Consider the following 25,001-nt stretch of genomic DNA (forward strand, 5'->3'; position numbering starts at 1 on the left):
CCTTTCTATTTTAAAGCCTGGATACAAGAATCAGTAATTGCTTGCCAATTTTCTTGTTCAACCCATTCTTTCTTCGCTATCCAAGTACCGCCAACGGCGAATACATTATTTAAAGAAAGATAGTCCATTTTGTTACTTTCGCTAACGCCACCTGTAGGACAAAAGCTGACTGCTCTAAATACTGACGACACAGCTGACACAAAAGGAGCGCCACCGGCAAGCGATGCTGGGAATAATTTTTGCTCTTCAAAGCCATATTCAAGCGCCATTAAAATATCACCGGTGTTTGATACACCAGGAAGTACCGGCACATTACATTTAGCAAGTGCTTCAAGTAACGTAGGAGACACCGCTGGGGTTACAATAAAATCAGAACCCGCTTCAAGTGCTTGCTCCAAAATATCAGTATTGATGACTGTTCCCGCACCTACTTTTAGCTCAGGCACCTGTGCTTTAATAGCTTTTAATGCCTCTATTGATGCCTCTGTTCTTAGCACTACTTCAACTAAAGTAAGCCCAGCATTGGCCATAGCTTTCGCTATTTGAACACCTTGCTCTGGAGTATCTGCTTGAATTATAGGTAGCAGTGTTTGTCCTGCCATAAGTTCAGAAAAGCGAGTCATAACGTTGTTCCTTTATAAAAAGTAATGCGGCCGAGGTATGGCGGCCTTTAATGTTTAATTATTTTGTTATACCAATTGCATTAAATTAATGAGCTATTATAGCGACAAGAAAATAGCTCAATAACAAGGCTAAAATTATGATACATAGTTGCTCTATATAAATAATTTTTAACGTAGTTAGTGAATTATTTAATACGCTAAGGTGATCATGTTTTTAATAAAATTGGTATCAGATCCCAGCTTCAGCCATTGCTAGCTGAAATATATCTTTTGGAGCAATAGCACCTGGTTGCTGTATAACAGTCCCTGCCGCTTTTGCAGCAAGTTGTACAGCACTTGAAATTGATTTGTCAGATAAACGTGCACCTAAGTAAACACCGTTAAAGGCATCGCCTGCGGATGTCGTATCTACAACATTTGTTACCGGTATTATGGTGTGGCTTTGAAGCGTATAGCCCTCTTTTGTCACTACCGATTCAGGGCCATTTTTAACAACAATTTCTTCAATTTGGTAAGGCTTTAAATATTCAACTACTGCTTCTACGCTATGAACGTCATAAAGTGTTGTTAAATCTTCAACGCCTGGTAGGGTAATATCTGCAAACGTAAAGGCTAAATGATACTGCTCTTTTGTTTCCTCTACACTATTCCACAAACGTGCTCTGTAATTAGGATCAAAAACGATTTTAACCCCAGCATCTTTAAGCTGCTTTACAACTTTCCAAAAGTCTTCACGTGCACTTTCTTCAATTATTGCTAATGAAATCCCTGAAAAGAAAAACATATCACCTTGGCTAAGCTGCTCGAGTGCATCAGCATCTAAAAAATCAACAACCTTTTTAGCTGCAGAATCATTGCGCCAATAAATAAAGCTACGCTCACCATGCTCATCAGTTTCTATGTAGTACATACCAGGTACTTTGGTGTCGTGAGCAAATACAAGTTGCGTATTTATTTGTTCACTTTCAAAGCGTTCTAGCATTTTTTTACTTAAATTATCTTGACCTAAAGCCGTAACAACCGAAGTAGTAACCTGCGGGAAGCAACGTTTTAAATACACTGCAGAATTATAAACATCGCCTGCAAATGATTGGTGCAGTGTTGCCGCGCTCATAGCTCTAAGCTCGACCATGCATTCACCGATAAAGTAAATATTTTTCATCTTGGAAGTTACCCTATGTAGTTAACTGCTATGCACTTATACAAAATATGTTGGCATAGCAGTTATTATCTAGATTATTGAGGCTTTTTAAGAGGTTCTATTTTTGGAATTAAAATCCAAACAGCTGCCATTGCTATGATGGCTAAAGAAGCACCAATTACAAATGCTGGTGTGTAGTTACCATCAGCAGTAAGAAAAGGTACTAGCGATGTAAGACCTACAGCACCAAGCTTTGCCGCCATACCAGAAAAACCTGATAATGTACCCACTGCTTTTTTACCTAACAAATCACTTGGTAGTGTTTGCACGTTACCAATTGCAGTTTGAAAACCAAATAAGATAACAGCCATAATTAGTACCGCTGTTGTTGGTCCGCCTGGATTTGCCATTGCAAGTAGCGCTGGTAACATAATTAAACAACCCAGCGTAATAGTAAGCTTACGTGTTTTATCTGTATTCCAACCTGCTTTGAGTCGGTTTTGAGCCAATAAGCCACCAAACCAAGCACCAAACATAGCGCCAACATAAGGTACCCAACCGTATATACCAATAGATTTAACATCCATACCGTATACTTCATTTAGGTAAATAGGGATCCAAAAAACAAATAACCACCAAATTGGGTCAATTGCGGCAGAGGCAATGATTACACCCCAGCTTTGCTTACGAGAAAGTAACTCAGCAGTTGTAGGGTTATATTCCTCTTCGTCTTCACCAGTTACATCACCGTTGTCATCAACACGTCTTTGACCCGTTAAGATATATTCACGTTCTTCGGCAGTCAGCCAAGGATGTGAGCTAGGCGGTGCTTTAACTAAAATTAACCATGGAACTAACCAAAGGAAACCTAATGCACCAACAAAAACAAACACCATTTGCCAGCTAAAGTAGATAGTTAAATAAGCAATTAAAGGAATAGCAATAATGCCACCAATTGCGGCGCCAGAGTTAAAAATACCCTGTGCTAAAGCACGTTCTTTAGTAGGGAACCATTCTGCGTTACCTTTAGCTGCACCAGGCCAGTTACCGGCTTCTGCTACACCTAAGATTGCGCGAAAAATACTAAGACTAAGTACACCTTGTGCAAATGCATGCGCAACGGTTGCAATAGACCAAACACCTATTGATAGTACAAAACCGAAGCGTGTGCCCACCCAGTCAAATATTTTACCAAAGATTGCCTGACCAAATGCATAAGCAAATACAAACACAATAGAAATATTAGCGTATATTTGTTTGCGTTCTAGCGCTGATTCATCAGGAAATAAATCTTCAACAATGTCCGGCCAAAGCACACTAAGTGCTTGGCGGTCAATATAGTTAATAATGGTAGCTAGCGCAATTAGCGCTATAACCCACCAACGTAAGCCTTTAAGTTGCATAATTAATCCTCAAGAAAGTCTTCACGCGCTGGGCTAAAAGTATCAATCAGGATTCCGCCTGTTGGGCAGGTAGCTCCATGATCAGCAAATGGTGGGATTAAGCAGCTATCACCCGGTTTTAAGATTTTAGTTACGCCATCAATGTTAAAGTGAAACTCACCTTCAACAACATACGTTACTTGAGAATGTCTGTGAGCATGGTTATAACCAATAGCCCCTTTCTCAAACCAAATTTTAACAGCCATTAGCTCTTCGTTATAACCTAGCATTTGACGTTTTAGACCATTTCCTAAGTCTTCTATTTCGGTCTCGTTACCAAATGAAAAGTTTGCGCTTTGCTTTTGCATCCTATTTACTCCTGATTATTGTTCATCATATAAACGCCTAATCGGCCATTTAAAGTGAACTCTTTATTTTGATAATTGAATGTGTTTTTAGCTGATGTTTGTGCTTTATTAATTGCCACTAAATATGAGTTGCCTTTAATATCAAGTTCAACAAGTGTTAAATCGCCCTGCTGACTATATTCAAGCTTTGTAACTCGACTAACAGCTTCTAGGGTATATTCTTTACTTGGGTTGTACTCACCATGTGGCTCTAATACAGATATAAACTTATGTTGCTTTTGCCCCTCAACACGACGAATAAAACCATTTTCGTTGCGTAAATTAAAGTGAGGGTCATTTGCGCCTATTTGAGTAAACAAGAAAGACTCATCACCTTTAACCAAGCTCGTTTGCGTATAAAAACGACCATTTTCGTTTAGCCACGTTACTTTAGCTAAACCACTTTGAGGTTGCGCTTGAGCTTTAAGCCATAAATGTTGGTAGCCATTTTTAGTACCTAGCGCAGACAGCTGTGCTGCATTTGCTTTTAACTCAAAGCTGGTATCGATAAGCTGACCTTTATAATGCAAAGGCAGGTCAAGCTGATGCGCTTTATTTGCAACAACATCAAATATATCAAGTGCAACTGTGCTTTGTAGTTCAGGTAAGTTAATAAGTGCAAGCGTACGCTCAAGATCAACGCCTTTATAAGCTGTGCTTATTTCGCCGCTTGAAACCGTGCCGTATTCATTTGTTTCGAAAAAGTTAAGTGCAGGGTAATTACTATTTCCTACTTCAACATTTGCATTAAAATGCGTTGTTTCGTCAACCACTACCGTATTGTGCGCAACAGTGTGTTTAGCGTAAGTTTCGTTTTCAGGTAAATAACGACCGCCGTATTTAGCTTCTACATTTAAAAAACGTGCTGCACCATAATCAGATACAATTTCATTTCCGTGGTCGTAAAACTGCCATGTTAATTTATCAAAATGACCGTGGCCCAAACCTTGTGCAGCAGGTTTAAACAGTAGCGCTTGATCGCCACCTACCTGCGTTCTCATTACAACTAGAGCACCTTGTTTACCGTCATTACCATCACCGAAGGCAACGGATTTAAACGAATAAGGTTTTGCCATGTTGTTATCAAGTGCTTGAGCTACTTTTAGCCCATCACCAGAGAGAATTATTTGGTCTTGTTGCTTAGCAATATCTAAATAACCTGCATCGTTGGTTAAGCCATACGCTGCCGTTACCCCATTTACTAACTCAATGGTATCGATGCCTTTACTTTTTATTGCATCGTTAATTGGGAAGAACAAACCGTTGTAGCTAAGTTGAATCGTCGTATCAATCGCTTTTAATAATATGCCATCGCGATATTCAAAGATTTTTCGTTGTGGTTCGTTGTTTTCAATCGCTTTAGCAAACGTTACAAATGGTAATAGTGCAAAGCGTTGATAGTAAGGACCTTCGTTATAGTAACCTTGTGGTGAAAACAGCATCTCTAGCTGCTTAATAAAGCCACCCTTACCCGACTTTTCTAAATCGTATAATGATTTTTCTACCCACTCAGGTTCGCCTAATACATACCCTGCCATGCCAACACCCGCTGTTGCCCATGTTCCATGGTTATGTACTTTATTAAATGTAGACGGTTGGCCTACAGATGTGAACAACGAAACAGGACGGAGTAAGTCATTCTCGATTGTTTTAATATTATCGGCATTTAACGAGTCATGAATTAGATCATAAGCTTGTATTGTGTACACAAGCCACATTGCTTCATTTAGGCTTTGCCAAAAAAACTTACCTGGATTTTGCGAGTCCATTTTACTTTTTGGATGCAGACCAAGCGTTGGGTATAATTTTGCATACTCAAGCAACATATCACGTACATAGTTAGCGTATTTATCATCTTGGCTTAATTGATAAATAATGCCCGCGTTGTACATAAGTTGATAATTTTTCTTATGGCGCTCATGTGTATAACCACCACCGCCATCTTTTGGAACTGGTACAGTGATAGGCTGTGCAATTTGTTCATCTACTTGCGCTTTTAGCGATTCAAACGCAGTAGCAAACTTTGTGCTACCGTTGCTACTAATTGCTTGGCGCATTTGCTTAACATCATCAGTAGTAATCACTAAGTTTGGGTGCGCTGCATGCGCCCCCAATGATGTAAGTAATGTAATTGCAGCTACAGCAGCTATTTTAAAACGTGTTTGGCATTTTAATAAGTACATAGTATTTACCCTGCCTTATTTAAAATGTTGTTATTTTTTAATACTGCCGTGTGTGGGCCTTTAACTCTTAACTCTTTAACGCTTGGTGCTTTAGTTGCATCAAATGTATTGCCTGAGATTTCAGTTTTAGGCTCGCCTACTGTGTGCTCTACAATAATAGGAGCAGATTTAACAAATTTATTATCTTTGATATTAGTAACTTGAACACCGTGAACATAAATGCTCGCTTGCTCTTTGTTACGCTTACCAAGGCCAACGTTATTAAGCGTGTTATTTGTCATTTCAAAATGAGGGCCAAATGTACTTTCATCAGTGCCACCACGGTAAAGCTTAACTATGCCGCCTTTTACATCATTAAATGTATTATCATTTACAATAACGTATTCCGCGTTATAAACACCTAAGTCTTCAATTTCAGTATTTAGGCGTAAAATGTCACCTGTTACTGTATTAAAGGTATTACCTGTAACAATAATTTCGTCAGCCATTGCACCTTTACCAGTGATAAAGAAATGGAATGAATGATTAATATCTAAAGCATTTAACTCTGAGTTGGTCATTACAAAGCGGTAATTATCAACCATACCCCATTTTTGCGTACGAACAATGCTGTTACCTATTGCATCTGGCGCGTTTTCACCTGAAATTGATAAACCATCTAGTTTTAAGCTGCCGCCATCATGTATTTCAAACAAGGTAGAGCGTTGAAAAGTAAGTTTAGACTTTGCGTTCTGCTTCGCTTTAATTGTCAACGTTTTATCAATTTTAACCAGTTTAGACACATCATACTGGCCAGGCGCTAGTTCTAGAACATCGCCCGACTCTGCATTATCAATAGCATCTAGTAATGCACTTACATCAGCTTTAACAGAATGTGTCTTACCAGAATCAAAATCAACTAAAGCAGGTACTTTTGCATACCAACTAACACCGGTATCTTCTTTTTTAAGTACTTTTAAATCGCGCTTTGCACCTACATTTAAACTTTTAGAGGTTGGGTAAAGTAGACCATTACTTGCTTTTTCAAGCGTGATTTTTTCTTTTTTTACACCGTACGTTAGCTCAGAAAGCACTTTTGTATCTGCAATGTTGTTACTTAATACTAACCCACTTACATCGTCGAATGTTGTAAATGGCTGTTCACCATCTTGGTTTATGATTAAGTTGTTTTTCATTACGCTATTTTTTGGGGCTGCGCTACGCTCAGCATCGCTACCTGCAGCAAGTTGAATATGACGCACATTTATAAATGTGTTGTTTTCAATCGTCGCATTTTCTACTTGGTGATAACGATTAATAGATGAATTTGGTACGCCGTTCATTACAGTAAAACCACTGCCAAAACGATAGCCTGTTAGGCCTTGTAGGTAGTTATTTCTTACAATTTGATCTTTATTGATAACGCGGATACCACCTGTGTGATCAACGCCATTACCAATAAAGATATTTTCTTCTATAAGATTGCCGTTACCATGGCGCAGCGTTAATGTACCGCGCGCTTCATAAAATACGTTATTACGAAGGATGTTTTTACCTGATTTAACCGAAACAATTTCTACTTCACCATTGGTACGTTCAAAGTAATTATTTTCAACCAATGTATGCGAATCAGTTAGTGAGTAATGGCTTGTGCCAATACGCAGGGTTTCACCACCGTTAGAACCAAAAGTAGGACGGTAGCCAAAATAGTTGTTATCTATACGATGATAATTTTCCTGGCTTGCTTTAGTGTTTAAACGAACAGCAACTGTCACACCTTTATTTCGTTTGCCAACTAAATGACTATGATCAAAGCGGTTATGTTGTCCATATAAGGCAACCCAATAATCAGACTCTCGTTTGTCTGGATTACTGTAATTATCGATTACTGTTTGAGTAACTCGTGAATTGTAGGCTAATTCATTTTTATTTTTACGAAATTCTATTACAGCTGAGCTCGGTGTGTAGCCGTCTTTAAATACTAAACCAGAAGCTTCAAGGTATTTACCTGCAAGTCTTAGGTTAGATTGACCTGATAGAATTACTTTTCCGTTAGTTTCAGCGGTTAATATAATAGGAGAGTTTTTTGTACCTTGGCCTTCAAGTAAAATTTCGAAGTCAGACCAAGTACCATTTTTAAGTACTACTTTGTCGCCAGCAACTAGATTAGCTGCGATATCATTAAAAGCTTGTTTATTTTCTATAAAATAATCTTTGGCCGCTACTTGTGTGGATATGCAACCGATGAGAACTAGACTAAGCTTTATTGTATTAATCAAACGCATAGTTAACTCTTTTTCGTTGTGACTGAAAGTAGTGCTTCATCAGAATTAAAAAAAGCTGACATTGCACAAAGACTTTAGTCAATTGGTGTCATGTGTGTTAAAGCGCTTTAAGTTAAAGCTCAAAGCGCTCAATAAGGTCGAGAAGTATTACTTTTCTAACTTTTTGAAGTAATCAAAAATTTCAGGAACGTTACCTTGACCCATACCAGCGTCAAACGCTGCTTGTAGGTTAGCTGATGAACCTTCAGCGATTTTTGATTCAGTACCTAGGTCTTCTACCATTTGTAGGAAGTAGCCTAAATCTTTGTTTGCATTAGCAATCGAGAAACCAAGGTCGCTAACATTATCAACTGCATAGTTTTTACAAAATTGCATAAACGGTGAGTTAGATGGGCCAGTCGACATAATGTCAAAAAGTTGTTGACGGTCTACACCAGCAAGCTCTGCCACTGCAAATGCTTGTGACATAGCACATACTGTCGTCATGCCCATGAAGTTATTGATAAGCTTAGTTGTATGACCTGCACCTAGCTCGCCAAGATGGAAAACGTTTTCACCTTGATCTTCCAGTACTGGTTTAACTTTATTGAATGTATCAATATCGCCTGCAGCCATAATGTTTAAAAGACCGTCTTTAGCATGTGCTGGTGTACGACCTAGTGGCGCGTCGATCATGCCTGCGCCTTTAGCTGCTAAATCAGCACCAATTTTTTTAGTAGATGATGGGATAGAAGTACCAAAATCAACTAATACTGCACCTTCTTTAATACCCGCTAGGATACCGTCTTCTGCGTAAACAATTTTTTCTACAACGGCAGACGTTGTAAGACAAAACATAACAATATCTGAACCTTCAGCTAGCTCTTTTGCAGTGCTTGCTGTTTTTGCGCCTCTAGCAACACATGCTGCAACCGCATCTTTGCTAAGGTCCATAACAATTAGCTCATAGCCTTTGTTTTGTAAATTTTCGGCCATGTTGCCGCCCATTAAGCCTAAGCCGATGAAACCGATGACTGGTTTTGACATGAATAACTCCTAAATATGTGGCGCATACTTTTATAAGAACAAGTAAAATTTACTCTATAAATACGCTGTGTCTTTTGTTTCAATTTGTAGAGTAACTTTAAGCTTGAGTTATTTATAAATTAACCTGTGCAAAACGTAACTCTGATTAATTACCAATACATTGTACTCACTCAAACCAAGCAACTTACCAATTGGTATGCAAAAACTGTATTACCATACGACTTTTTTATCAACCAATAAGTTAACCAAGCAAACGCCACATTTTTAAAAATTACACAAAGATCAATTTAATATCCTATTAAAACAAATGGTTATATATCAACAGCACAATTAAGCAAAGGTTAACTTTTGTTGAACAATCAGTAACTTTTTTTATACTAATAGGTTGACCAATAATTGAGTACTGGTTATTTAAACATCCAAAATTTAATAAAATGATTCATTAATTTGTAATTTATAAAGGTCGAACTCAAACTGTTTTAAGCCCACTCTCATATTAAGGTTGTGATTTATATGTAATGCCTACATATATGGCTAATACATATAACCCCCCTAAAACGCGCTTGATAATAGCGCTTAGTTAAAAATACTCTTAACTTTGAATAAATAACTAAAGGAACTAAAAATGCGTTTATTACATACTATGCTTCGTGTAGCGGATTTGGATAAATCAATTGCTTTTTATACTGAAATATTAGGTATGAAAGAATTACGCAGAGCTGATAACAGTGAATACAGATACACTCTTGCCTTTGTTGGATATGGCGACGAAGCAGATAACACAGTATTAGAGCTAACTTATAACTGGGACGAGGATAGCTACGACCTAGGTAATGGATATGGTCATATTGCTATTGAGTTTGATGATATTTACAAAGCATGTGCAGATATTAAAGCTGCTGGTGGCAATGTAAGCCGTGAACCAGGGCCTGTAAAAGGCGGTACTACTGAAATTGCTTTTGTAAAAGACCCAGATGGCTATGCAATTGAGTTAATTCAGAAAAAAGAAGACATGAGTAAATTTTAAATTACTTAACAACTAATTCAAGTTATAACAATTTGCTTAATGCCAATCTGCTTATATATGGGGTCTATTTAACGTTAAAAAAATTACGCTAGAACTAGGCAAAATTTTTGTATCTAGTTGTTCTAAATAAAAAATTTTTATCGACGTAATAGTGCAATTTAATTCGTTAAATTGATCAAAGATTTATGCTGGTTGGTATAACTATGGAGAGGTTTAATTTTATATATAGTTCAAATGGTTATGCAGATTGGTATTAAATAAAAGGTGCTTTGCAGCACCTTTTTTTAACGCAACTGACTATCTTTACTACCACGCCTATTAAACGATTTAGCGCTGGCACCATTGTCTTCTATTTCAGCTTGGCATGCAACACAGTAGCGAACTCCTGGTAGCGCGAGCCTTCGTGCTTGTGGGATTTTTTCATCGCACTCGTCACATAGCTCAGCACTTGCACCAGATATTAAATTGCTTCTTGCATACTGTACGGCGTCGTTAACACTTGCATCAATTTGATCTTGAATTGCACCGTCTCGTGCCCATCCACTTGCCATAAATCCTCCTAATAAAGTTGGATGTTTAAATTTATGCTACCAAATTGAATCTTTATAAGTACTGAATAATAAAGCTAGGAATGGGGTGTTATTTGAAGGCTTCAACTATAAAACTATATTTTATATCTAAAGAAAGACGCTGTAGTTGCTCCCTGTAATCTACTTTCAAAAAGATCAACACTCTAAAATCAGGCAAAAAAAGCAGCTAAAAAAGCTGCTTTATAATTCCAATTATTTAAATATTAAAGGCTGTAATCAACAACCTTCATGCCTAATTTTTCAAGCTCAGGGCGAAGTGTTTTAGCATCACCCACTACTAAATAAATCATATCTTTAGTGTTTAAGTGTTTTTTAGCTAAGGCGTTAACTTCTTCTTTGCTAATATTGCTAACAATCTCATTTCTTTCTTTTACAAAGCTAGGTTTTAAATCGAACTCTAATATTTGTGCTAAAAAGCCAAGTTTTGCATTAGGCGTTTCGTATTTAAGCGCATCTTTTTGATTGATAGCTTTACGCATAAACATAAGCTCTTCATCCGTGACACCGTTTTGAGCATAGTTATTAAGCTCATTAGTAAACTCTGTAATAGACGCTGCAGTAGAGTCGGCTCTCACCGCTGCAGAAGCTGTAAAGCCGCCAGATGTTTTATCACCCCAAAAACGAGAGCGAGCACCGTAAGTGTAGCCTTTATCTTCTCGTAAATTTAGATTGATACGGCTGTTAAACGTGCCACCAAATGCAAAGTTCATTAAGTTAGCTTTAAAAAACTCACCAGTAATGTCTTCAACCATATCGCGTTTACCAATACGAATTTCTGATTGAGGGGCATCTGGTTTATCTACAAGATAAATGACATTAGTTTCGACTTTAGGTTCGCTGAAATCAACAGTAACTGGGCTCGATTTACCTTGCCAGTTTGCAAGTGTAGCTTTAACCTTTGGCTCAATTGTTGACTCTTTTAAATCAGAAACAATAATGACTTGCGCGCCTTGTGGTTTAAAGTTTGCGTTATAAAAAGCTTTAACGTCATCTAATGTAATAGCCTCAATACTATTAAGCGTTCCAGTACTTGGAAGTGCAGCTATATTGTCGCCATATAGTAATTTGCTGTATGTATTAGATGCTAAATACCCTGCATCCTTCATTGAATGTTGAATATTTTGAATGATTTGCTTTTTATTACGCTCAAAGTCATCGGCATTAAATGCTGGTTTAAATAATTTCTCTTCAACAAGCTTTAGCGTTGCATCTACATTTTTAGTTAAGCTAGAAACATACACATTTGTATGTGTTTTGTCTGAGTAGATACTTACCTGGCTACCCAGTTTTTCAAGCGCGTTACTCATTTGCTCTGTAGTGTAGTTTTGCGTTGACTCGCTCATTAACGATGCAGTCATTGACGATAAACCCACTTTACTAGCTTGCTCATTATACAAGCCACCCGGAACTTTAATGAAAATAGCGGTGGTTGGCGTTTCTGTACTTTGCGTACCTAATATTTTAATACCGTTTTCGGTCTTAGTTTGCCAAAGAGAAGGAACATCAACAGCAGGATTTGCGCCGGCTACAGGGTGAATACTTCGATCAAATGTATCAACAGCTCTTCGTGCTACTAAATCATCAGCTGAAGTTGTAGATGGACCTCCAAAATCATGCGCTTTAGGCGTAAAGTTATCTGGGGCAGCTATAAGTTGAGTTTGACCTTCTGGCACAACACTCATAATAACGGCAGATTTACCTTTGATATATTGATTAAAAACACGCATAACATCAGCTTTTGTAACTTTGTTATAACGTGCAATCTCATCTTTAGCTGAGTTTGGGTTACCTGTAAACGTTTCAGATGCGGCTAGTTGAGAGACTTTTCCTGATACGCTTTGCAGACCAAAAATTGCACCTGACTCTATTTTAGCTTTTACTTTATCTAAATCATCTTGTGTAACGCCACGCTCTTCAAATTCAACAAATGAATCACGAATGATTTTTTCCATATCAGCTAACGTTTTCCCTGCTGTAGGATTTGGTAAAGCATAAAGACTAATTGAACACGCTAACTCTTGGCATGGATGATTTGCACTTGCTTGAACAGCAAGTTGAGTTTTAACTAGGTTTTTGTATAGTAGTGAATTATTACCTCCACCTAATATTTCAGCAAGTATATCAAGAGGTGCTTCATCTTCAGAGCGAGCATAAGTCGTTGGGAAACTCATACTTAATAAAGGTAAGTGAACCTTATCTTCCATTGAAATATATCTATCAGCATCTAGTATTACAGCTGTTTTTTCAACTTTAGGTATTTCAGGACCTTTTGGGATTGGTGCAAAGTATTTAGTAACTAATGGCAGTATTTCATTAGCGTTGATGTCACCACCAATGGTAAGCGTTGCATTATTTGGTCCGTACCATTTTAAAAAGAATGCTTTTAAATCATTTACATTTACGCGATTTAAATCGTCCATAAAACCAATTACAGGCCATGAATATGGATGGCCGTCTGGATACATCGCTTGAGCAACACGTTCACCTAAACGACCATAAGGGCGATTATCAACACGTTGGCCGCGCTCATTTTTTACTGTTTCGCGTTGTACTTCAAATTTTTCTTGGGTTACAGCATCGAGTAAAAAGCCCATTCGGTCAGCTTCTAGCCACAACATCTTTTCTAATTGATTTACAGGTACTGTTTCAAAATAATTTGTTCTATCAGAGTTAGTAGTACCATTTAAAGTACCGCCTGCTTCAGATATTATTTTAAAATGTTCCTCATCAGCAACATTCTCTGATCCTTGAAACATCATATGCTCAAAAAAGTGAGCAAAGCCTGACTTACCCAACTCTTCGCGAGCAGAACCAACGTGGTATGTTACATCAACGTGTACTAAGGGATCTGAATGATCCTCATGCACAATTACAGTTAAACCGTTATCTAGTTTATATTTTTTATACGGTATGTTGATTTCACCTGCATTAGATTTCACTGATTCAATAAGTGTAACGCCAGGAATTGATGTTTCTGTAACAATATTTTTATCAACAGCTTGAGTTGAGCTATTACATGCAGCCAACCCTGATGCAAGTAAAACAGCAAGTGCAATTTTTGTGAGTTTCATTTTTTAGTCCATATTTAAATTAACTCAATGAGTTTAAAGACTAATTAAAAGTACAACAAGGAATAAGGAGCGATTATGGGTTTGGTTTTGTAACAAAGTGTAAATAGATTGATATAAAAATGAAGTATAAAATGAGGGTATTAATTTGTGGTTTTATTCTAATAACACTGCACTTTCCTATCTAAGTAGTAAATGACATATCTAAGAGATTGGTACTCTTGATAACGTCGTGCATAGAGAGTGCGGTGTCACACTACTTTACACAATACTTAAAATAAGTAAGTGGCGTCCCCAAGGGGATTCGAACCCCTGTTACCGCCGTGAAAGGGCGGTGTCCTAGGCCTCTAGACGATGGGGACACATAAATGTGTCACTAGGACAACTGAATTTTTAGACTCGTTTCAGGCGAGCTTTCTTAATAACACTACACTTCCCTATTAAAATAAGTAAGTGGCGTCCCCAAGAGATTAGTACTCTTGATAACGTCGTGCATAGAGAGTGCGGTGTCACACTGCTTTACACAATACTTAAAATAGTAAGTGGCGTCCCCAAGGGGATTCGAACCCCTGTTACCGCCGTGAAAGGGCGGTGTCCTAGGCCTCTAGACGATGGGGACACAGAATATGTGTCACTAGGACAACTGAATGGTTTGACTCGTTTCAGGCGAGCTGCTCAATAACACTTCACTTCCCTATTTAAAACAAGTAAGTGGCGTCCCCAAGGGGATTCGAACCCCTGTTACCGCCGTGAAAGGGCGGTGTCCTAGGCCTCTAGACGATGGGGACACAGAATATGTGTCACTAGGACAACTGAATGGTTTGACTCGTTTCAGGCGAGCTGCTCAATAACACTTCACTTCCCTATTTAAAACAAGTAAGTGGCGTCCCCAAGGGGATTCGAACCCCTGTTACCGCCGTGAAAGGGCGGTGTCCTAGGCCTCTAGACGATGGGGACACAGAATATGTGTCACTAGGACAACTGAATGGTTTGACTCGTTTCAGGCGAGCTGCTCAATAACACTTCACTTCCCTATTTAAAACAAGTAAGTGGCGTCCCCAAGGGGATTCGAACCCCTGTTACCGCCGTGAAAGGGCGGTGTCCTAGGCCTCTAGACGATGGGGACACAGAATATGTGTCACTAGGACAACTGAATGGTTTGACTCGTTTCAGGCGAGCTGCTCAATAACACTTCACTTCCCTATTTAAAACAAGTAAGTGGCGTCCCCAAGGGGATTCGAACCCCTGTTACCGCCGTGAAAGGGCGGTGTCCTAGGCCTCTAGACGATGGGGACACAGAATATGTGTCACTAGGACAACTGAATGGTTTGACTCGTTTCAGGCGAGCTGCTCAATAACACTGCACTTCCCTATTTAAAACAAGTAAGTGGCGTCCCCAAGGGGATTCGAACCCCTGTTACCGCCGTGAAAGGGCGGTGTCCTAGGCCTCTAGACGATGGGGACACAGAATATGTGTCACTAGGACAACTGAATGGTTTGACTCGTTTCAGGCGAGCTGCTCAATAACACTGCACTTCCCTATTTAAAACAAGTAAGTGGCGTCCCCAAGGGGATTCGAACCCCTGTTACCGCCGTGAAAGGGCGGTGTCCTAGGCCTCTAGACGATGGGGACACAGAATATGTGTCACTAGGACAATTGATTAGTTTTACTCACATCCTGAGCTTTAAGGTAATGGCGTATAGTACAAATAAAGACTCGAGCTTTATGTGTTACGCTATTTTCTCGGTAAAACCGCCTTTAACTAAAAAGTTAAGTGGCGTCCCCAAGGGGATTCGAACCCCTGTTACCGCCGTGAAAGGGCGGTGTCCTAGGCCTCTAGACGATGGGGACACAGAAAACTGTTACCCTAGGACAAACACTAAAAATTGGTGGAGCTATGCGGGATCGAACCGCAGACCTCTTCGCTGCCAGCGAAGCGCTCTCCCAGCTGAGCTATAGCCCCAACTTATTCAATACGCTCTGTGATAATCACGTCGTGTATCGCTTAGTGCGGGGCGCATTCTATGCACCCCCCAAAATAAAGTCAACAGTTTTTTATGCGACATTATTTAAATGGTTTAAATTTCAACAAACTGGCTATCATACGTGCTAAAAAACAGATTTTCATACTAATTTAGGTGTCATGTTGCGCTTTACGTTGTTGTACTCGCCACATGTATACGACTGAGTACCCTATTCAACCGATAATATGAGTTTGAATATGATTTAAAGGGTATACATTTATATGCAAATTAGCTTGGTGCTGTTTTACTACTAAAAAAGCGCTGTTCATTGGCATGTTAAACTTTAAATAACTTTTTATTATCCGCTAATTTGTATCACGCAATACAATTATTGAAAGTTAGCCTTTTATTACATAAATATTTTATTTTTATCCGACCACTAATGACATCTATTTAGTCTACGCCGCCGACTTTAAATAAACATTAAGCTTAACAATTGTTCGTTTAATATTAGTTTGTTGATAAAGTGAACACCGTTCGCACTGTATTGTTTATAAAAGCTTCATTCAGCACATTTTTATCATTCAAGTGTTGACACATTTGCAACTCTATCTATAATAGCGCCCCACAACAACGCAGCAATGTGGTGTTGTTTAGATGCGGGTGATTAGCTCAGTTGGGAGAGCATCGCCCTTACAAGGCGAGGGTCACTGGTTCAAGTCCAGTATCACCCACCACATTTTAATGTGTCGTATCTAAGATTCTATATGGGCGTTAGCTCAGTTAGAAAAAAGAGAGCTCACCGTTATTTACAAGTAACGGCAAGGTTCACTGGTTAAAGTCCAGTACTACTAAAATTTAATAGTAGCGTTTGAATTTATATGTGGGTGATTAGCTCAGTTGGGAGAGCATCGCCCTTACAAGGCGAGGGTCACTGGTTCAAGTCCAGTATCACCCACCACATATAAAACCTATTGTTATATTAATAGTGATATGTATTAAAATTGTAATATGGGTCGTTAGCTCAGTTACAAGAAATGAGAGCATCACCGCTATTTACAAGTAACGGCGAAGTTCACTGGTTAAAGTCCAGTACTATTTATTTTAATAGTAGCGTTTTAATTTATATGTGGGTGATTAGCTCAGTTGGGAGAGCATCGCCCTTACAAGGCGAGGGTCACTGGTTCAAGTCCAGTATCACCCACCACATATAAAATCTATTATTATGTTAATAGTGATTTGTATTAAAATTGTAATATGGGTCGTTAGCTCAGTTACAAGAAATGAGAGCATTACCGCTATTTACAAGTAACGGCGAAGTTCACTGGTTAAAGTCCAGTACTATTTATTTTAATAGTAGCGTTTTAATTTATATGTGGGTGATTAGCTCAGTTGGGAGAGCATCGCCCTTACAAGGCGAGGGTCACTGGTTCAAGTCCAGTATCACCCACCACATATAAAATCTATTATTATGTTAATAGTCATGTTTTAAAGTTGTAATATGGGTCGTTAGCTCAGTTGGGAGAGCATCGCCCTTACAAGGCGAGGGTCACTGGTTCAAGTCCAGTACGACCCACCATTCTTTGAATGGTGCATATTACAAGATATCTAAATGGGTGATTAGCTCAGTTAGAAAAAGAGAGCATCACCGCTATTTACAAGTTACGGCGAGGTTCACTGGTTAAAGTCCAGTACTATTTATTTTAATAGTAGCGTTTTAATTTATATGTGGGTGATTAGCTCAGTTGGGAGAGCATCGCCCTTACAAGGCGAGGGTCACTGGTTCAAGTCCAGTACGACCCACCATTCTTTGAATGGTGCATATTACAAGATATCTAAATGGGTGATTAGCTCAGTTAGAAAAAGAGAGCATCACCGCTATTTACAAGTTACGGCGAGGTTCACTGGTTAAAGTCCAGTACTATTTATTTTAATAGTAGCGTTTTAATTTATATGTGGGTGATTAGCTCAGTTGGGAGAGCATCGCCCTTACAAGGCGAGGGTCACTGGTTCAAGTCCAGTACGACCCACCATTCTTTGAATGGTGCATATTACAAGATATCTAAATGGGTGATTAGCTCAGTTAGAAAAAGAGAGCATCACCGCTATTTACAAGTTACGGCGAGGTTCACTGGTTAAAGTCCAGTACTATTTATTTTAATAGTAGCGTTTTAATTTATATGTGGGTGATTAGCTCAGTTGGGAGAGCATCGCCCTTACAAGGCGAGGGTCACTGGTTCAAGTCCAGTACGACCCACCATTTTTTGAATGGTGCATATTACAAAAATCTAAATTCTCCAGTATCACCTTCCATTTTAATATTCATTATCCTTCACTCCTTTAGTTCATGTTCAGTATTAATTGCCATTTAGAAATTCGTTATCAAGCAATTCTTCGGTTTCAAAAAAAATCAGTATTACCAATCACATGCCAAAAACCTATCTTCCGAGTTTTATTATCTCCAAAATCATTTTGTTTAAACTTATTTTATTACGCGTGCTATCCATTTACTTTAAATGGGTTTTTAGCTCTTTTAAGATAAAAATATAAACCTTTAGAATTAATTTGCTTAATAAGCTCTCATCTTCGAAGCGAATCTTTAAATTACCTTGTAAGCGTCTAAACTGTTGATTATAGTCTGTGTTAAATTCAATTACGCTTAAGCCAATGTCTAAAAATATTTTTAATGAAGCAAAAATACTGATTGTAGAGGAGCAGCCACTTGCTCAAAGCTACATGAAACAGTCGCTCGAAAAAATTGGCTTTGGACATATGCGTTTTGCAGATCATGCTCTAGCGGCAAAAGAACAATGCTTACATGAAGAATTTGACTTGGTAATTTGCTCTTTTAATCTAAGCAAACGCCAAGATGGCTACCAGCTTTATGAAGAATTACGCGCTAAAGCATTAATAAAACACTCTACTGGGTTTATTTTTACATCTGCGGAAACTAGCGGAGAGTTAGTTCACAGTGTGTTAGAACTTCAACCCGATGACTTTTTAGTAAAACCTTTCTCTGTACAAGAGCTAAGAGTGCGCATAGAGCGTATTCTCAAACGCAAAAGCGACTTAAAAGCTATATACACTTTAATTGATGACGATAACCAGTCTAAAGCATTAAAAAAAATTAATGCTCAGCTTGATAAAAGTAATAAATACAGCCCTATTCTGCTTAGATTAAAAGGTAATATTTTACTGGCGCTAAAACAAAACCAAGAAGCGAAAGACTTTTTTAAATCAGTTTTGAATATTCAAAAATTTGCATGGGCAAAAGTAGGATTAGTAGAAGCCTTAATTGCTAACAATGAGCATATTTTGGCTCAACGCATGCTCAAAACTATGCTTGAACGTAATGAAACACGACTAGTTGCATTAGACTTATTAGGCCGTTTAGAAATAAAACTAAACCAGTTTGAGTTAGCTCAAGAGTTTTTAAGTCAAGCGGCCCATATTGCTCCACGTAATATAGACCGTCAAAAGTCACTGAACAGCGTATCGCTCATTAATAGAGATTATGAAACCAGCTACTTAACTCAAAAGGATATTGCCACTTTTGCTAAGTACTCTATGCATGATAGCCCAGACATTTATTTAAATGCCGCTCGTGCTGGGATTGATTTTGCACTAACCACAGATCAAACTGACCAAATAAACAGAATCTCCCGTCAAACAAATAAATATATTAATGAGCTAAAAACACAATTCCCAACCAGTAATGCACAAACTCAAATCGATGTGCTCAATGCACGCCTTTATTATTTAAAAGATGAACATAAAAAAGCGAAACAGTTGATTGAACAACTTGATGACAGCGATACTCAAATACGTTCAGTCGATGGTGCCCTAGATAAAGCAAAAGCATTACATGAATTAGGTTTTCATCAGAAGGCGCAAGCGCTATTTAGCCAAATTATTGATCATTGCGAACGCCACCCAAGTAGGAGCGACGCGACGTACTTGCGTTATATACAGCAACAGCAAAGTGAAAGACGTGATATTAAAATGGGGCCGAAGGAACTTAACAATCATGCAGTTAAACAGTTTGAGCGTGGCCAGTTAAATGTTGCTTTAGAGGCATTCAGTCAAGCCTTTAGGGTCATGCCACACAACCCAAGTATTGCGCTTAACTTATTACAGTGTTTAGTGGATAAATCAAAAAAACAGGGGGGCTCTTTCAATAGTCTATTGGCTCAAAAGTGCTTTAAACTATTAAAAAAATCACCCTTAGCAGAAGAGCAATCAGAGCGGTTCGATAAACTACTTCAGATTGCTAAAGAAATGAAACTAGAGATTAGCTAGGGCCTGTTGACATTTGCGGATTAAAATTTGTTCAAGCAAGGGACGATTTAATCGCAGCGTGAGGCTTGTAACCTAGTGGGCTCGATAACTGCTCCTGCGTTATTCTACTGGCTTACATCCATGTAAGAATAAGTAAAAGCCGAGCAAAGCTTCCGCGTCCTGCTCACGCCCCTTACCTACATCCATGTAGGCAACAAAGAGTTAATCGTCCTTTGGCAGAACCCTTTGGGCAGCGCCTGTTTGGAATTGATGCTACGTTATCGCCCATTTATGGGGAATAACCACACCACATAGGCTCTGCCTTGCCTAAATACCAAACAGACTGCTGCAAATTTAACCTTGGAAGGCCAACAGGCCCTAGAGCTTTTTCATTGCCAGTGCGTTTACACAGTAGCGCAAGCCGGAAGGAAGTGGGCCATCAGGGAAAATATGCCCTAAGTGCGCATCACACACATTACAAACAACTTCAACTCGCTCCATGCCATGGCTGTTATCCATTACATACCCTATCGCATCAACCGTTGCAGGTTGTGTAAATGAAGGCCATCCTGTGCCACTATCAAACTTTTCATCCGCATCAAACAGTAGGTTGTCACAACACACACATACGTACTTTCCCGGTTCTAATAGTGTGCAACTAGTTGAACTATTTGGTCGCTCTGTGCCTTTTTTACGGGTCACGTAATATTGCTCTTCGTTTAACAGTTCACGCCATTGCTGTTCTGTTTTAACTACTTTTTGAACCGGTGTCGGATTGCCATGGTTGGCAAAATTAACAATATCGTTCCATTTCAACATAACAACCTCATTGCGTTATAAATTTGCTTCATACTGAGCCAAAAGCATTGGCTGACAGCCTATCATTACGTCCGTGGCTAATACCACGATCAACGCTATTTAAACACTATACGGTGCTTCTCTGTTGCTGTAAGTATACAGCTTATATAAGCGTGTAATTGAGCTTGACTACCAGGAATACTCACGCTTAATTGCCTGTCATTATTACTATGCACTATTAGCTCATCGTCTTTTATCTCTATTGACTCAATATTGCTGATGACTAACCAATGCGGGCCATTCTTTTTATCAAACAACCCGGTTAAACTAAAAACAAACAAATGCTGTGCATCACGCTGAATAAAGTTACGCAGCGGGTTACGCATTTTAAATAACGGCGTTAACCGGTAACAGCACGAACAAAATACCACTATCCACAATAGCAATATCCCTTTAAACCAAATATGTTCGCCTAATGATAAAAAATAGCCAACGCAGATAATAATCAGCCCTATAAAGGCCACTACTTGCGCTATTTTTTTATTAATAGTGTGCATAATCTCTTACTTTTTATCGGTTGCTTTTTCTGTCGGCTCAGGCCAATCACTAAAAAAAACACTTAAATAACGACTTTTTGCCAAATACCACAATACCCACAATACAATCACCATTTGTATGGCTAAAAACAGTGAAAAGCGATAATGACTATGGGCCGCCTGGATACTTAACCACGACAAGTCTATTAGCGCGCAAGCAATAAGCGGCCAACGCATGTATCGCCAAATACGCGCTAACCGTTTCGTAGCTTGATGCGAGTCTCTGGGTCTGCGTAAACAAAACAAAATAGTGGGTACAATTGCCACGGCACCAATTGCTATGGCAATAAAAAAATCATTTTTTGATTTAAAAAACAATGACATTAGATCAAGTTCAGGACGACGGCTCAGCGCGGCAATCACCCAAATAAAATAGGCCCGCAGTAACACTAAAATACTCAAATGAAACGCTATTGGCGTACGATAGCTACCATATTTATCCCAGTATTCAGGTCCATAACGGCTCACAACTGGTTTTTCCTATCGGCAATAGTGCCCAAAATAAAAAATGCAGCTAATAATGTGAGCCCTAACCACTTAGTACCAAAAAACAGTAAGGCTTTAGTTAGCAGTGGGCTTAACCACACCACTAATAAACCAAACCCAAACGCGGTGATCAACACAAAACATGCCACCCTTATAATAAAGTGACGCCTAGCTACCACGCCTTTGGTGAGCTTTAAAATATCATCCGCATAAAGCGACACTAAGCACACCATCAAAAGCAATGATAAATGCGGTAAATAGCCTTGTAGCCACTGGCCTAGGTCAATTAACAAGGTATTAAGTATATTTGTAAAACTAGCCATTATGAGTCTCTAACAAAGTAATTAAATCATCCTCTGTCAGTATTTCTATACCGAGTTCTTGCGCTTTAGTTAGTTTAGAGCCGGCTTTTTCGCCCGCCACTAGCGCATCCGTTTTGGCTGAAACACTGCCAGATACCTTGGCACCTAATTGTTGTAAGCGCGCTTTCGCATCATTGCGATTAAGCGTATTAAGCGTCCCAGTTAGCACATAAGTTAAACCCGCTAGCGGTTGTTCTTGCTCTGATGGCGCTGTTAACTGTGGCCAGTTAATGCCTTGGGCTATTAATTCGTTCACCACGGTTAAATTATGCTCTTCAGTAAAAAAGCCACGCACGTGCTTTGCCACTATTTCACCTACATCGCTTACTTCAATCAGCTGTTCAATGCTGGCATCGATTACGTTTTCAAGCGTTAAAAAATGATTAGCTAAGTTTTGCGCGGTTGCCTCACCGACTTCACGGATACCCAGTGAATATAAAAACTTTGCTAAGGTAGTCGTTTTTGCATCATCAAGTGCGGCAACTAAGTTTTTTGCTGATTTTGGCCCCATTCGTTCAAGTGATTCAAAATGTCCCTGCTTTAAAATAAATAAATCAGCCGGGGTTTTGATCAGCTCTCGGTCAACTAATTGATCAACAATTTTGTCGCCAAAGCCGTCAATATCTAATGCCTTACGCGATGCAAAATGCTTAATCGCTTGTTTACGTTGTGCTTGGCATACTAAGCCACCGGTACAACGTGCAACGGCTTCACCTTCAACCCGTTCAATATGCGAGTCACAAATGGGGCACATAGTTGGAAAGACAATTTCTTTTGCATCGCTTGGGCGTTGCTCAAGTACCACTTGAGTAATTTGCGGGATAACATCCCCTGCGCGGCGAATAATCACGGTGTCGCCCACTTTAACGCCTAAACGAGCTATTTCGTCGGCATTATGCAGCGTTGCATTTGATACCGTAACACCCCCAACAAATACTGGTTCTAGTCTTGCTACGGGTGTAATTGCCCCTGTACGCCCTACTTGAAATTCAACATCTAATAATTGCGTTATTTCTTCTTGCGCCGGAAATTTATAAGCGATTGCCCAACGCGGTGCACGAGCTACAAAGCCTAAGCGCTCTTGTAAGGCTTTTTTATTTACCTTTATTACCACGCCATCTATTTCGTACTTTAGCTCGCTACGACGCGTTAAAATATCATTGTAATAGGCAAGCGCAGCCTTTGGGCCTTCAACTAATTTGGTTTCTGGACACAGCGGTAATCCCCAATCGGTAAGCTTAGCAAGTTGCTGGTAGTGATCTTCAGGTAAGGTGCCATCGGCAACTAATCCGGTGCTGTAGGCATAAAACATCAATGGGCGTTTTGCGGTAATTTTTGAGTCGAGCTGGCGTAAACTTCCTGCCGCCGCATTACGTGGATTAACAAAGACTTTATCGCCACGTTTTTCTGCCTCTGCATTTAATTTTTCAAAGCCCGCGCTATCCATAAATACCTCACCGCGCACTTCAAGTTCACGAGGGTAATCATCACCGCGCAATTTTAATGGCACATTACGGATTGTTTTTACATTTTGAGTAATATTTTCGCCAGTAAAACCATCGCCACGGGTCGCCGCTTGAACCAGTACTCCATCGCGATAAATAATCGATACCGCTAAACCATCCAGTTTAGGCTCACAGCAAAATGTAAGCTCTTCAGTGCTCATTAAGCGCTCTTTAATACGACGATTAAAACCGCTAAATTCATCCTCACCAAAGGCGTTATCAAGCGATAACATAGGCACTTGGTGCGCTACTTGCTCAAACTTGGCAAGCGCCGCTCCTCCAACTTTTTGAGTGGGTGAATCGGCTGTTAAAAACTCAGGGTGCTGGGTTTCTAATTCACTTAGTGTCCGTAACAAGCGGTCATATTCGGCATCAGGTATGCTGGGTGTATCAAGCACATAATAACTATAATTGTGTTGCTCAAGCGTGGTACGAAGATGATTAATTTGCTCACTAATGCTGCTTGTCATGTAGACCTCAAAAAACATAAAAAAAGCCACTTTGACGAGTGAACGCCCAGTGGCTTACAAAATTTAACTTATGCGTATGTTACGCAGAAAATGCGCGAACCTGTTCAACATATTGACGAATACGCTCTACCGTCATTACATTTCGCTCTGCATCTAAAATATCGGCACCAAATTCATCCGCTATTTTTTTAGCGGCGCTGTGCAGCATGTTAAACGCGGCTAAACCGTCGCCATCGCATGGCAGAGTCATAAATAAGCTCACCCCAGCGGTGCTAAATTGTTCCATATTATCAATATCGAACGTGCCTGGGTTATACATATTCACCAGCCTAAATAACACCGGCCCTTGGCCTGCTGGGTCTAGGTGGCGATTAAAAAAGCCTTCTTCTGAATATTTAAAACCTAGCATGTTAACAGCAGGCAGTAATTTACTGCCTTGCATAGTGAGCCCTTCTGGCATTTGAATATGCACAATGACAAAGTCTGCAACGTCTTTAGGGGCATCTTGTTGTGTGTCTGCGGCCTCTTCTGTTACCACTTCAAGGTCATCCTCGATAGGTGTATTTACTGGGCTTTCGTCTATCTGTGGTTCATCAGCGCTGAAGTTTAACTCACTCATTTGTGGCTCTTCTCGTTGCGCTAACGTTGGCTCTTGTGGCTCAGTATGTACAGATGAAGGCTGCTGTTCTTGAACAGGCTCGACTCGCTCATTTGCAGGGAGTTCAGCATTCTCTTTTTTTCTTACTGACCACAAACCGTGTATTAATAAGCCACCAATGACAAATACACTGATCACAATTAAAACCCATCTTAATTCTTCGGCCATCCCC

At 39.4% G+C, this 25,001-nt stretch carries 17 protein-coding genes and 18 tRNA genes; 10 read left to right on the forward strand and 25 right to left on the reverse strand.

Annotated features, from left to right (window positions below; genetic code table 11):
* Window positions 1-5: 5 nt before the first annotated feature.
* The 7 genes from eda to PISS_RS09680 form a co-directional block, all read right to left on the reverse strand.
* Window positions 6-623, reverse strand: coding sequence for a bifunctional 4-hydroxy-2-oxoglutarate aldolase/2-dehydro-3-deoxy-phosphogluconate aldolase (eda, locus tag PISS_RS09650; RefSeq protein ID WP_058154918.1), 618 nt, complete (start codon window positions 621-623; stop codon window positions 6-8).
* A 229-nt stretch (window positions 624-852) separates the two neighbouring features.
* Window positions 853-1,785, reverse strand: coding sequence for a sugar kinase (locus tag PISS_RS09655; RefSeq protein ID WP_058154920.1), 933 nt, complete (start codon window positions 1,783-1,785; stop codon window positions 853-855).
* 74 nt (window positions 1,786-1,859) lie between these two features.
* Entirely contained in the window at window positions 1,860-3,167 is a 1,308-nt protein-coding gene (locus PISS_RS09660; protein ID WP_002962964.1) for an MFS transporter, read from the reverse strand.
* Between the two features lie 2 nt (window positions 3,168-3,169).
* A complete protein-coding gene (locus tag PISS_RS09665) occupies window positions 3,170-3,514 on the reverse strand; it encodes a cupin domain-containing protein (protein ID WP_002962963.1) in 345 nt (114 codons plus the stop codon).
* Between the two features lie 5 nt (window positions 3,515-3,519).
* Window positions 3,520-5,736, reverse strand: coding sequence for a heparinase II/III domain-containing protein (locus tag PISS_RS09670; RefSeq protein ID WP_058154921.1), 2,217 nt, complete (start codon window positions 5,734-5,736; stop codon window positions 3,520-3,522).
* Window positions 5,737-5,741: 5 nt separating this feature from the next.
* Window positions 5,742-8,000 (reverse strand): polysaccharide lyase 6 family protein, encoded by a 2,259-nt coding sequence (locus PISS_RS09675; protein WP_096040837.1) that lies wholly within the window; start codon window positions 7,998-8,000, stop codon window positions 5,742-5,744.
* 147 nt (window positions 8,001-8,147) lie between these two features.
* Window positions 8,148-9,026 (reverse strand): NAD(P)-dependent oxidoreductase, encoded by an 879-nt coding sequence (locus PISS_RS09680; protein WP_002962960.1) that lies wholly within the window; start codon window positions 9,024-9,026, stop codon window positions 8,148-8,150.
* 625 nt (window positions 9,027-9,651) lie between these two features.
* Here PISS_RS09680 and gloA point away from each other — a divergent pair.
* Entirely contained in the window at window positions 9,652-10,053 is a 402-nt protein-coding gene (gloA, locus tag PISS_RS09685; protein ID WP_024594782.1) for a lactoylglutathione lyase, read from the forward strand.
* A 284-nt stretch (window positions 10,054-10,337) separates the two neighbouring features.
* Here gloA and PISS_RS09690 read toward each other — a convergent pair whose 3' ends face one another.
* The 12 genes from PISS_RS09690 to PISS_RS09745 all read right to left on the reverse strand — a co-directional run bounded on the left by PISS_RS09690 (window position 10,338) and on the right by PISS_RS09745 (window position 15,675).
* Window positions 10,338-10,604 carry a DksA/TraR family C4-type zinc finger protein gene (locus PISS_RS09690; RefSeq protein WP_058154924.1) on the reverse strand — a complete coding sequence of 89 codons (267 nt, stop codon included), beginning with the start codon at window positions 10,602-10,604 and terminating at the stop codon, window positions 10,338-10,340.
* 242 nt (window positions 10,605-10,846) lie between these two features.
* Window positions 10,847-13,714 (reverse strand): M16 family metallopeptidase, encoded by a 2,868-nt coding sequence (locus PISS_RS09695; RefSeq protein ID WP_058154926.1) that lies wholly within the window; start codon window positions 13,712-13,714, stop codon window positions 10,847-10,849.
* A 283-nt stretch (window positions 13,715-13,997) separates the two neighbouring features.
* Window positions 13,998-14,073: transfer RNA gene (locus PISS_RS09700), tRNA-Glu, on the reverse strand.
* A gap of 181 nt (window positions 14,074-14,254) precedes the next feature.
* Window positions 14,255-14,330 (reverse strand) — tRNA-Glu (locus tag PISS_RS09705).
* 93 nt (window positions 14,331-14,423) lie between these two features.
* A tRNA-Glu gene (locus PISS_RS09710) sits at window positions 14,424-14,499 on the reverse strand.
* A 93-nt stretch (window positions 14,500-14,592) separates the two neighbouring features.
* A tRNA-Glu gene (locus PISS_RS09715) sits at window positions 14,593-14,668 on the reverse strand.
* Window positions 14,669-14,761: 93 nt separating this feature from the next.
* Window positions 14,762-14,837: transfer RNA gene (locus PISS_RS09720), tRNA-Glu, on the reverse strand.
* A 93-nt stretch (window positions 14,838-14,930) separates the two neighbouring features.
* A tRNA-Glu gene (locus PISS_RS09725) sits at window positions 14,931-15,006 on the reverse strand.
* Window positions 15,007-15,099: 93 nt separating this feature from the next.
* A tRNA-Glu gene (locus PISS_RS09730) sits at window positions 15,100-15,175 on the reverse strand.
* Between the two features lie 93 nt (window positions 15,176-15,268).
* A tRNA-Glu gene (locus PISS_RS09735) sits at window positions 15,269-15,344 on the reverse strand.
* 143 nt (window positions 15,345-15,487) lie between these two features.
* Window positions 15,488-15,563: transfer RNA gene (locus tag PISS_RS09740), tRNA-Glu, on the reverse strand.
* A 36-nt stretch (window positions 15,564-15,599) separates the two neighbouring features.
* Window positions 15,600-15,675, reverse strand: a tRNA-Ala gene (locus PISS_RS09745).
* Between the two features lie 662 nt (window positions 15,676-16,337).
* Here PISS_RS09745 and PISS_RS09750 point away from each other — a divergent pair.
* From PISS_RS09750 to PISS_RS09795, 9 genes are all read left to right on the forward strand, one after another.
* A tRNA-Val gene (locus tag PISS_RS09750) sits at window positions 16,338-16,413 on the forward strand.
* A gap of 148 nt (window positions 16,414-16,561) precedes the next feature.
* Window positions 16,562-16,637: transfer RNA gene (locus PISS_RS09755), tRNA-Val, on the forward strand.
* A 170-nt stretch (window positions 16,638-16,807) separates the two neighbouring features.
* Window positions 16,808-16,883: transfer RNA gene (locus tag PISS_RS09760), tRNA-Val, on the forward strand.
* Between the two features lie 170 nt (window positions 16,884-17,053).
* A tRNA-Val gene (locus tag PISS_RS09765) sits at window positions 17,054-17,129 on the forward strand.
* A gap of 50 nt (window positions 17,130-17,179) precedes the next feature.
* Window positions 17,180-17,255 (forward strand) — tRNA-Val (locus tag PISS_RS09770).
* 151 nt (window positions 17,256-17,406) lie between these two features.
* Window positions 17,407-17,482 (forward strand) — tRNA-Val (locus PISS_RS09775).
* A 151-nt stretch (window positions 17,483-17,633) separates the two neighbouring features.
* Window positions 17,634-17,709: transfer RNA gene (locus PISS_RS09780), tRNA-Val, on the forward strand.
* Between the two features lie 151 nt (window positions 17,710-17,860).
* Window positions 17,861-17,936 (forward strand) — tRNA-Val (locus tag PISS_RS09785).
* Between the two features lie 407 nt (window positions 17,937-18,343).
* On the forward strand, window positions 18,344-19,975 hold the full coding sequence (locus PISS_RS09795) for a response regulator (RefSeq protein ID WP_058155505.1): 1,632 nt from the start codon (window positions 18,344-18,346) through the stop codon (window positions 19,973-19,975).
* Window positions 19,976-20,332: 357 nt separating this feature from the next.
* Here the strand turns inward: PISS_RS09795 and msrB are convergent, their stop codons facing one another.
* The 6 genes from msrB to zipA all read right to left on the reverse strand — a co-directional run bounded on the left by msrB (window position 20,333) and on the right by zipA (window position 24,997).
* Window positions 20,333-20,773, reverse strand: a complete 441-nt coding sequence (msrB, locus tag PISS_RS09805; protein WP_013465299.1) for a peptide-methionine (R)-S-oxide reductase MsrB — start codon at window positions 20,771-20,773, stop codon at window positions 20,333-20,335.
* Window positions 20,774-20,868: 95 nt separating this feature from the next.
* Window positions 20,869-21,309 carry a hypothetical protein gene (locus PISS_RS09810; RefSeq protein WP_013465300.1) on the reverse strand — a complete coding sequence of 147 codons (441 nt, stop codon included), beginning with the start codon at window positions 21,307-21,309 and terminating at the stop codon, window positions 20,869-20,871.
* Between the two features lie 6 nt (window positions 21,310-21,315).
* A complete protein-coding gene (locus PISS_RS09815) occupies window positions 21,316-21,816 on the reverse strand; it encodes a DUF2919 domain-containing protein (protein ID WP_024602644.1) in 501 nt (166 codons plus the stop codon).
* Window positions 21,813-22,157 carry a DUF3392 family protein gene (locus PISS_RS09820; protein ID WP_013465302.1) on the reverse strand — a complete coding sequence of 115 codons (345 nt, stop codon included), beginning with the start codon at window positions 22,155-22,157 and terminating at the stop codon, window positions 21,813-21,815. The genes PISS_RS09815 and PISS_RS09820 overlap by 4 nt, the downstream gene beginning before the upstream one ends.
* Window positions 22,150-24,171 carry an NAD-dependent DNA ligase LigA gene (gene ligA, locus PISS_RS09825; protein WP_058154927.1) on the reverse strand — a complete coding sequence of 674 codons (2,022 nt, stop codon included), beginning with the start codon at window positions 24,169-24,171 and terminating at the stop codon, window positions 22,150-22,152. Before ligA ends, PISS_RS09820 begins: the two co-directional genes overlap by 8 nt.
* Window positions 24,172-24,250: 79 nt before the next feature.
* Entirely contained in the window at window positions 24,251-24,997 is a 747-nt protein-coding gene (gene zipA / locus PISS_RS09830; RefSeq protein ID WP_024602645.1) for a cell division protein ZipA, read from the reverse strand.
* Window positions 24,998-25,001: the final 4 nt, after the last annotated feature.

The organism is Pseudoalteromonas issachenkonii (assembly GCF_002310795.1).
Taxonomy (GTDB): Bacteria; Pseudomonadota; Gammaproteobacteria; order Enterobacterales; family Alteromonadaceae; genus Pseudoalteromonas; species Pseudoalteromonas tetraodonis.

Coding starts and splice junctions, on each gene's coding strand:
- PISS_RS09690 (WP_058154924.1), bottom strand. CDS start 10,604: ATGGCAAGTGGATGGGCACGAGACGGTGCAATTCAAGATCAAATTGAT.
- PISS_RS09820 (WP_013465302.1), bottom strand. CDS start 22,157: ATGGCTAGTTTTACAAATATACTTAATACCTTGTTAATTGACCTAGGC.
- PISS_RS09695 (WP_058154926.1), bottom strand. CDS start 13,714: ATGAAACTCACAAAAATTGCACTTGCTGTTTTACTTGCATCAGGGTTG.
- PISS_RS09655 (WP_058154920.1), bottom strand. CDS start 1,785: ATGAAAAATATTTACTTTATCGGTGAATGCATGGTCGAGCTTAGAGCT.
- PISS_RS09670 (WP_058154921.1), bottom strand. CDS start 5,736: ATGTACTTATTAAAATGCCAAACACGTTTTAAAATAGCTGCTGTAGCT.
- PISS_RS09795 (WP_058155505.1), top strand. CDS start 18,344: ATGTCTAAAAATATTTTTAATGAAGCAAAAATACTGATTGTAGAGGAG.
- PISS_RS09675 (WP_096040837.1), bottom strand. CDS start 8,000: ATGCGTTTGATTAATACAATAAAGCTTAGTCTAGTTCTCATCGGTTGC.
- PISS_RS09810 (WP_013465300.1), bottom strand. CDS start 21,309: ATGCACACTATTAATAAAAAAATAGCGCAAGTAGTGGCCTTTATAGGG.
- PISS_RS09660 (WP_002962964.1), bottom strand. CDS start 3,167: ATGCAACTTAAAGGCTTACGTTGGTGGGTTATAGCGCTAATTGCGCTA.
- eda (WP_058154918.1), bottom strand. CDS start 623: ATGACTCGCTTTTCTGAACTTATGGCAGGACAAACACTGCTACCTATA.
- gloA (WP_024594782.1), top strand. CDS start 9,652: ATGCGTTTATTACATACTATGCTTCGTGTAGCGGATTTGGATAAATCA.
- PISS_RS09665 (WP_002962963.1), bottom strand. CDS start 3,514: ATGCAAAAGCAAAGCGCAAACTTTTCATTTGGTAACGAGACCGAAATA.
- msrB (WP_013465299.1), bottom strand. CDS start 20,773: ATGTTGAAATGGAACGATATTGTTAATTTTGCCAACCATGGCAATCCG.
- zipA (WP_024602645.1), bottom strand. CDS start 24,997: ATGGCCGAAGAATTAAGATGGGTTTTAATTGTGATCAGTGTATTTGTC.
- ligA (WP_058154927.1), bottom strand. CDS start 24,171: ATGACAAGCAGCATTAGTGAGCAAATTAATCATCTTCGTACCACGCTT.
- PISS_RS09680 (WP_002962960.1), bottom strand. CDS start 9,026: ATGTCAAAACCAGTCATCGGTTTCATCGGCTTAGGCTTAATGGGCGGC.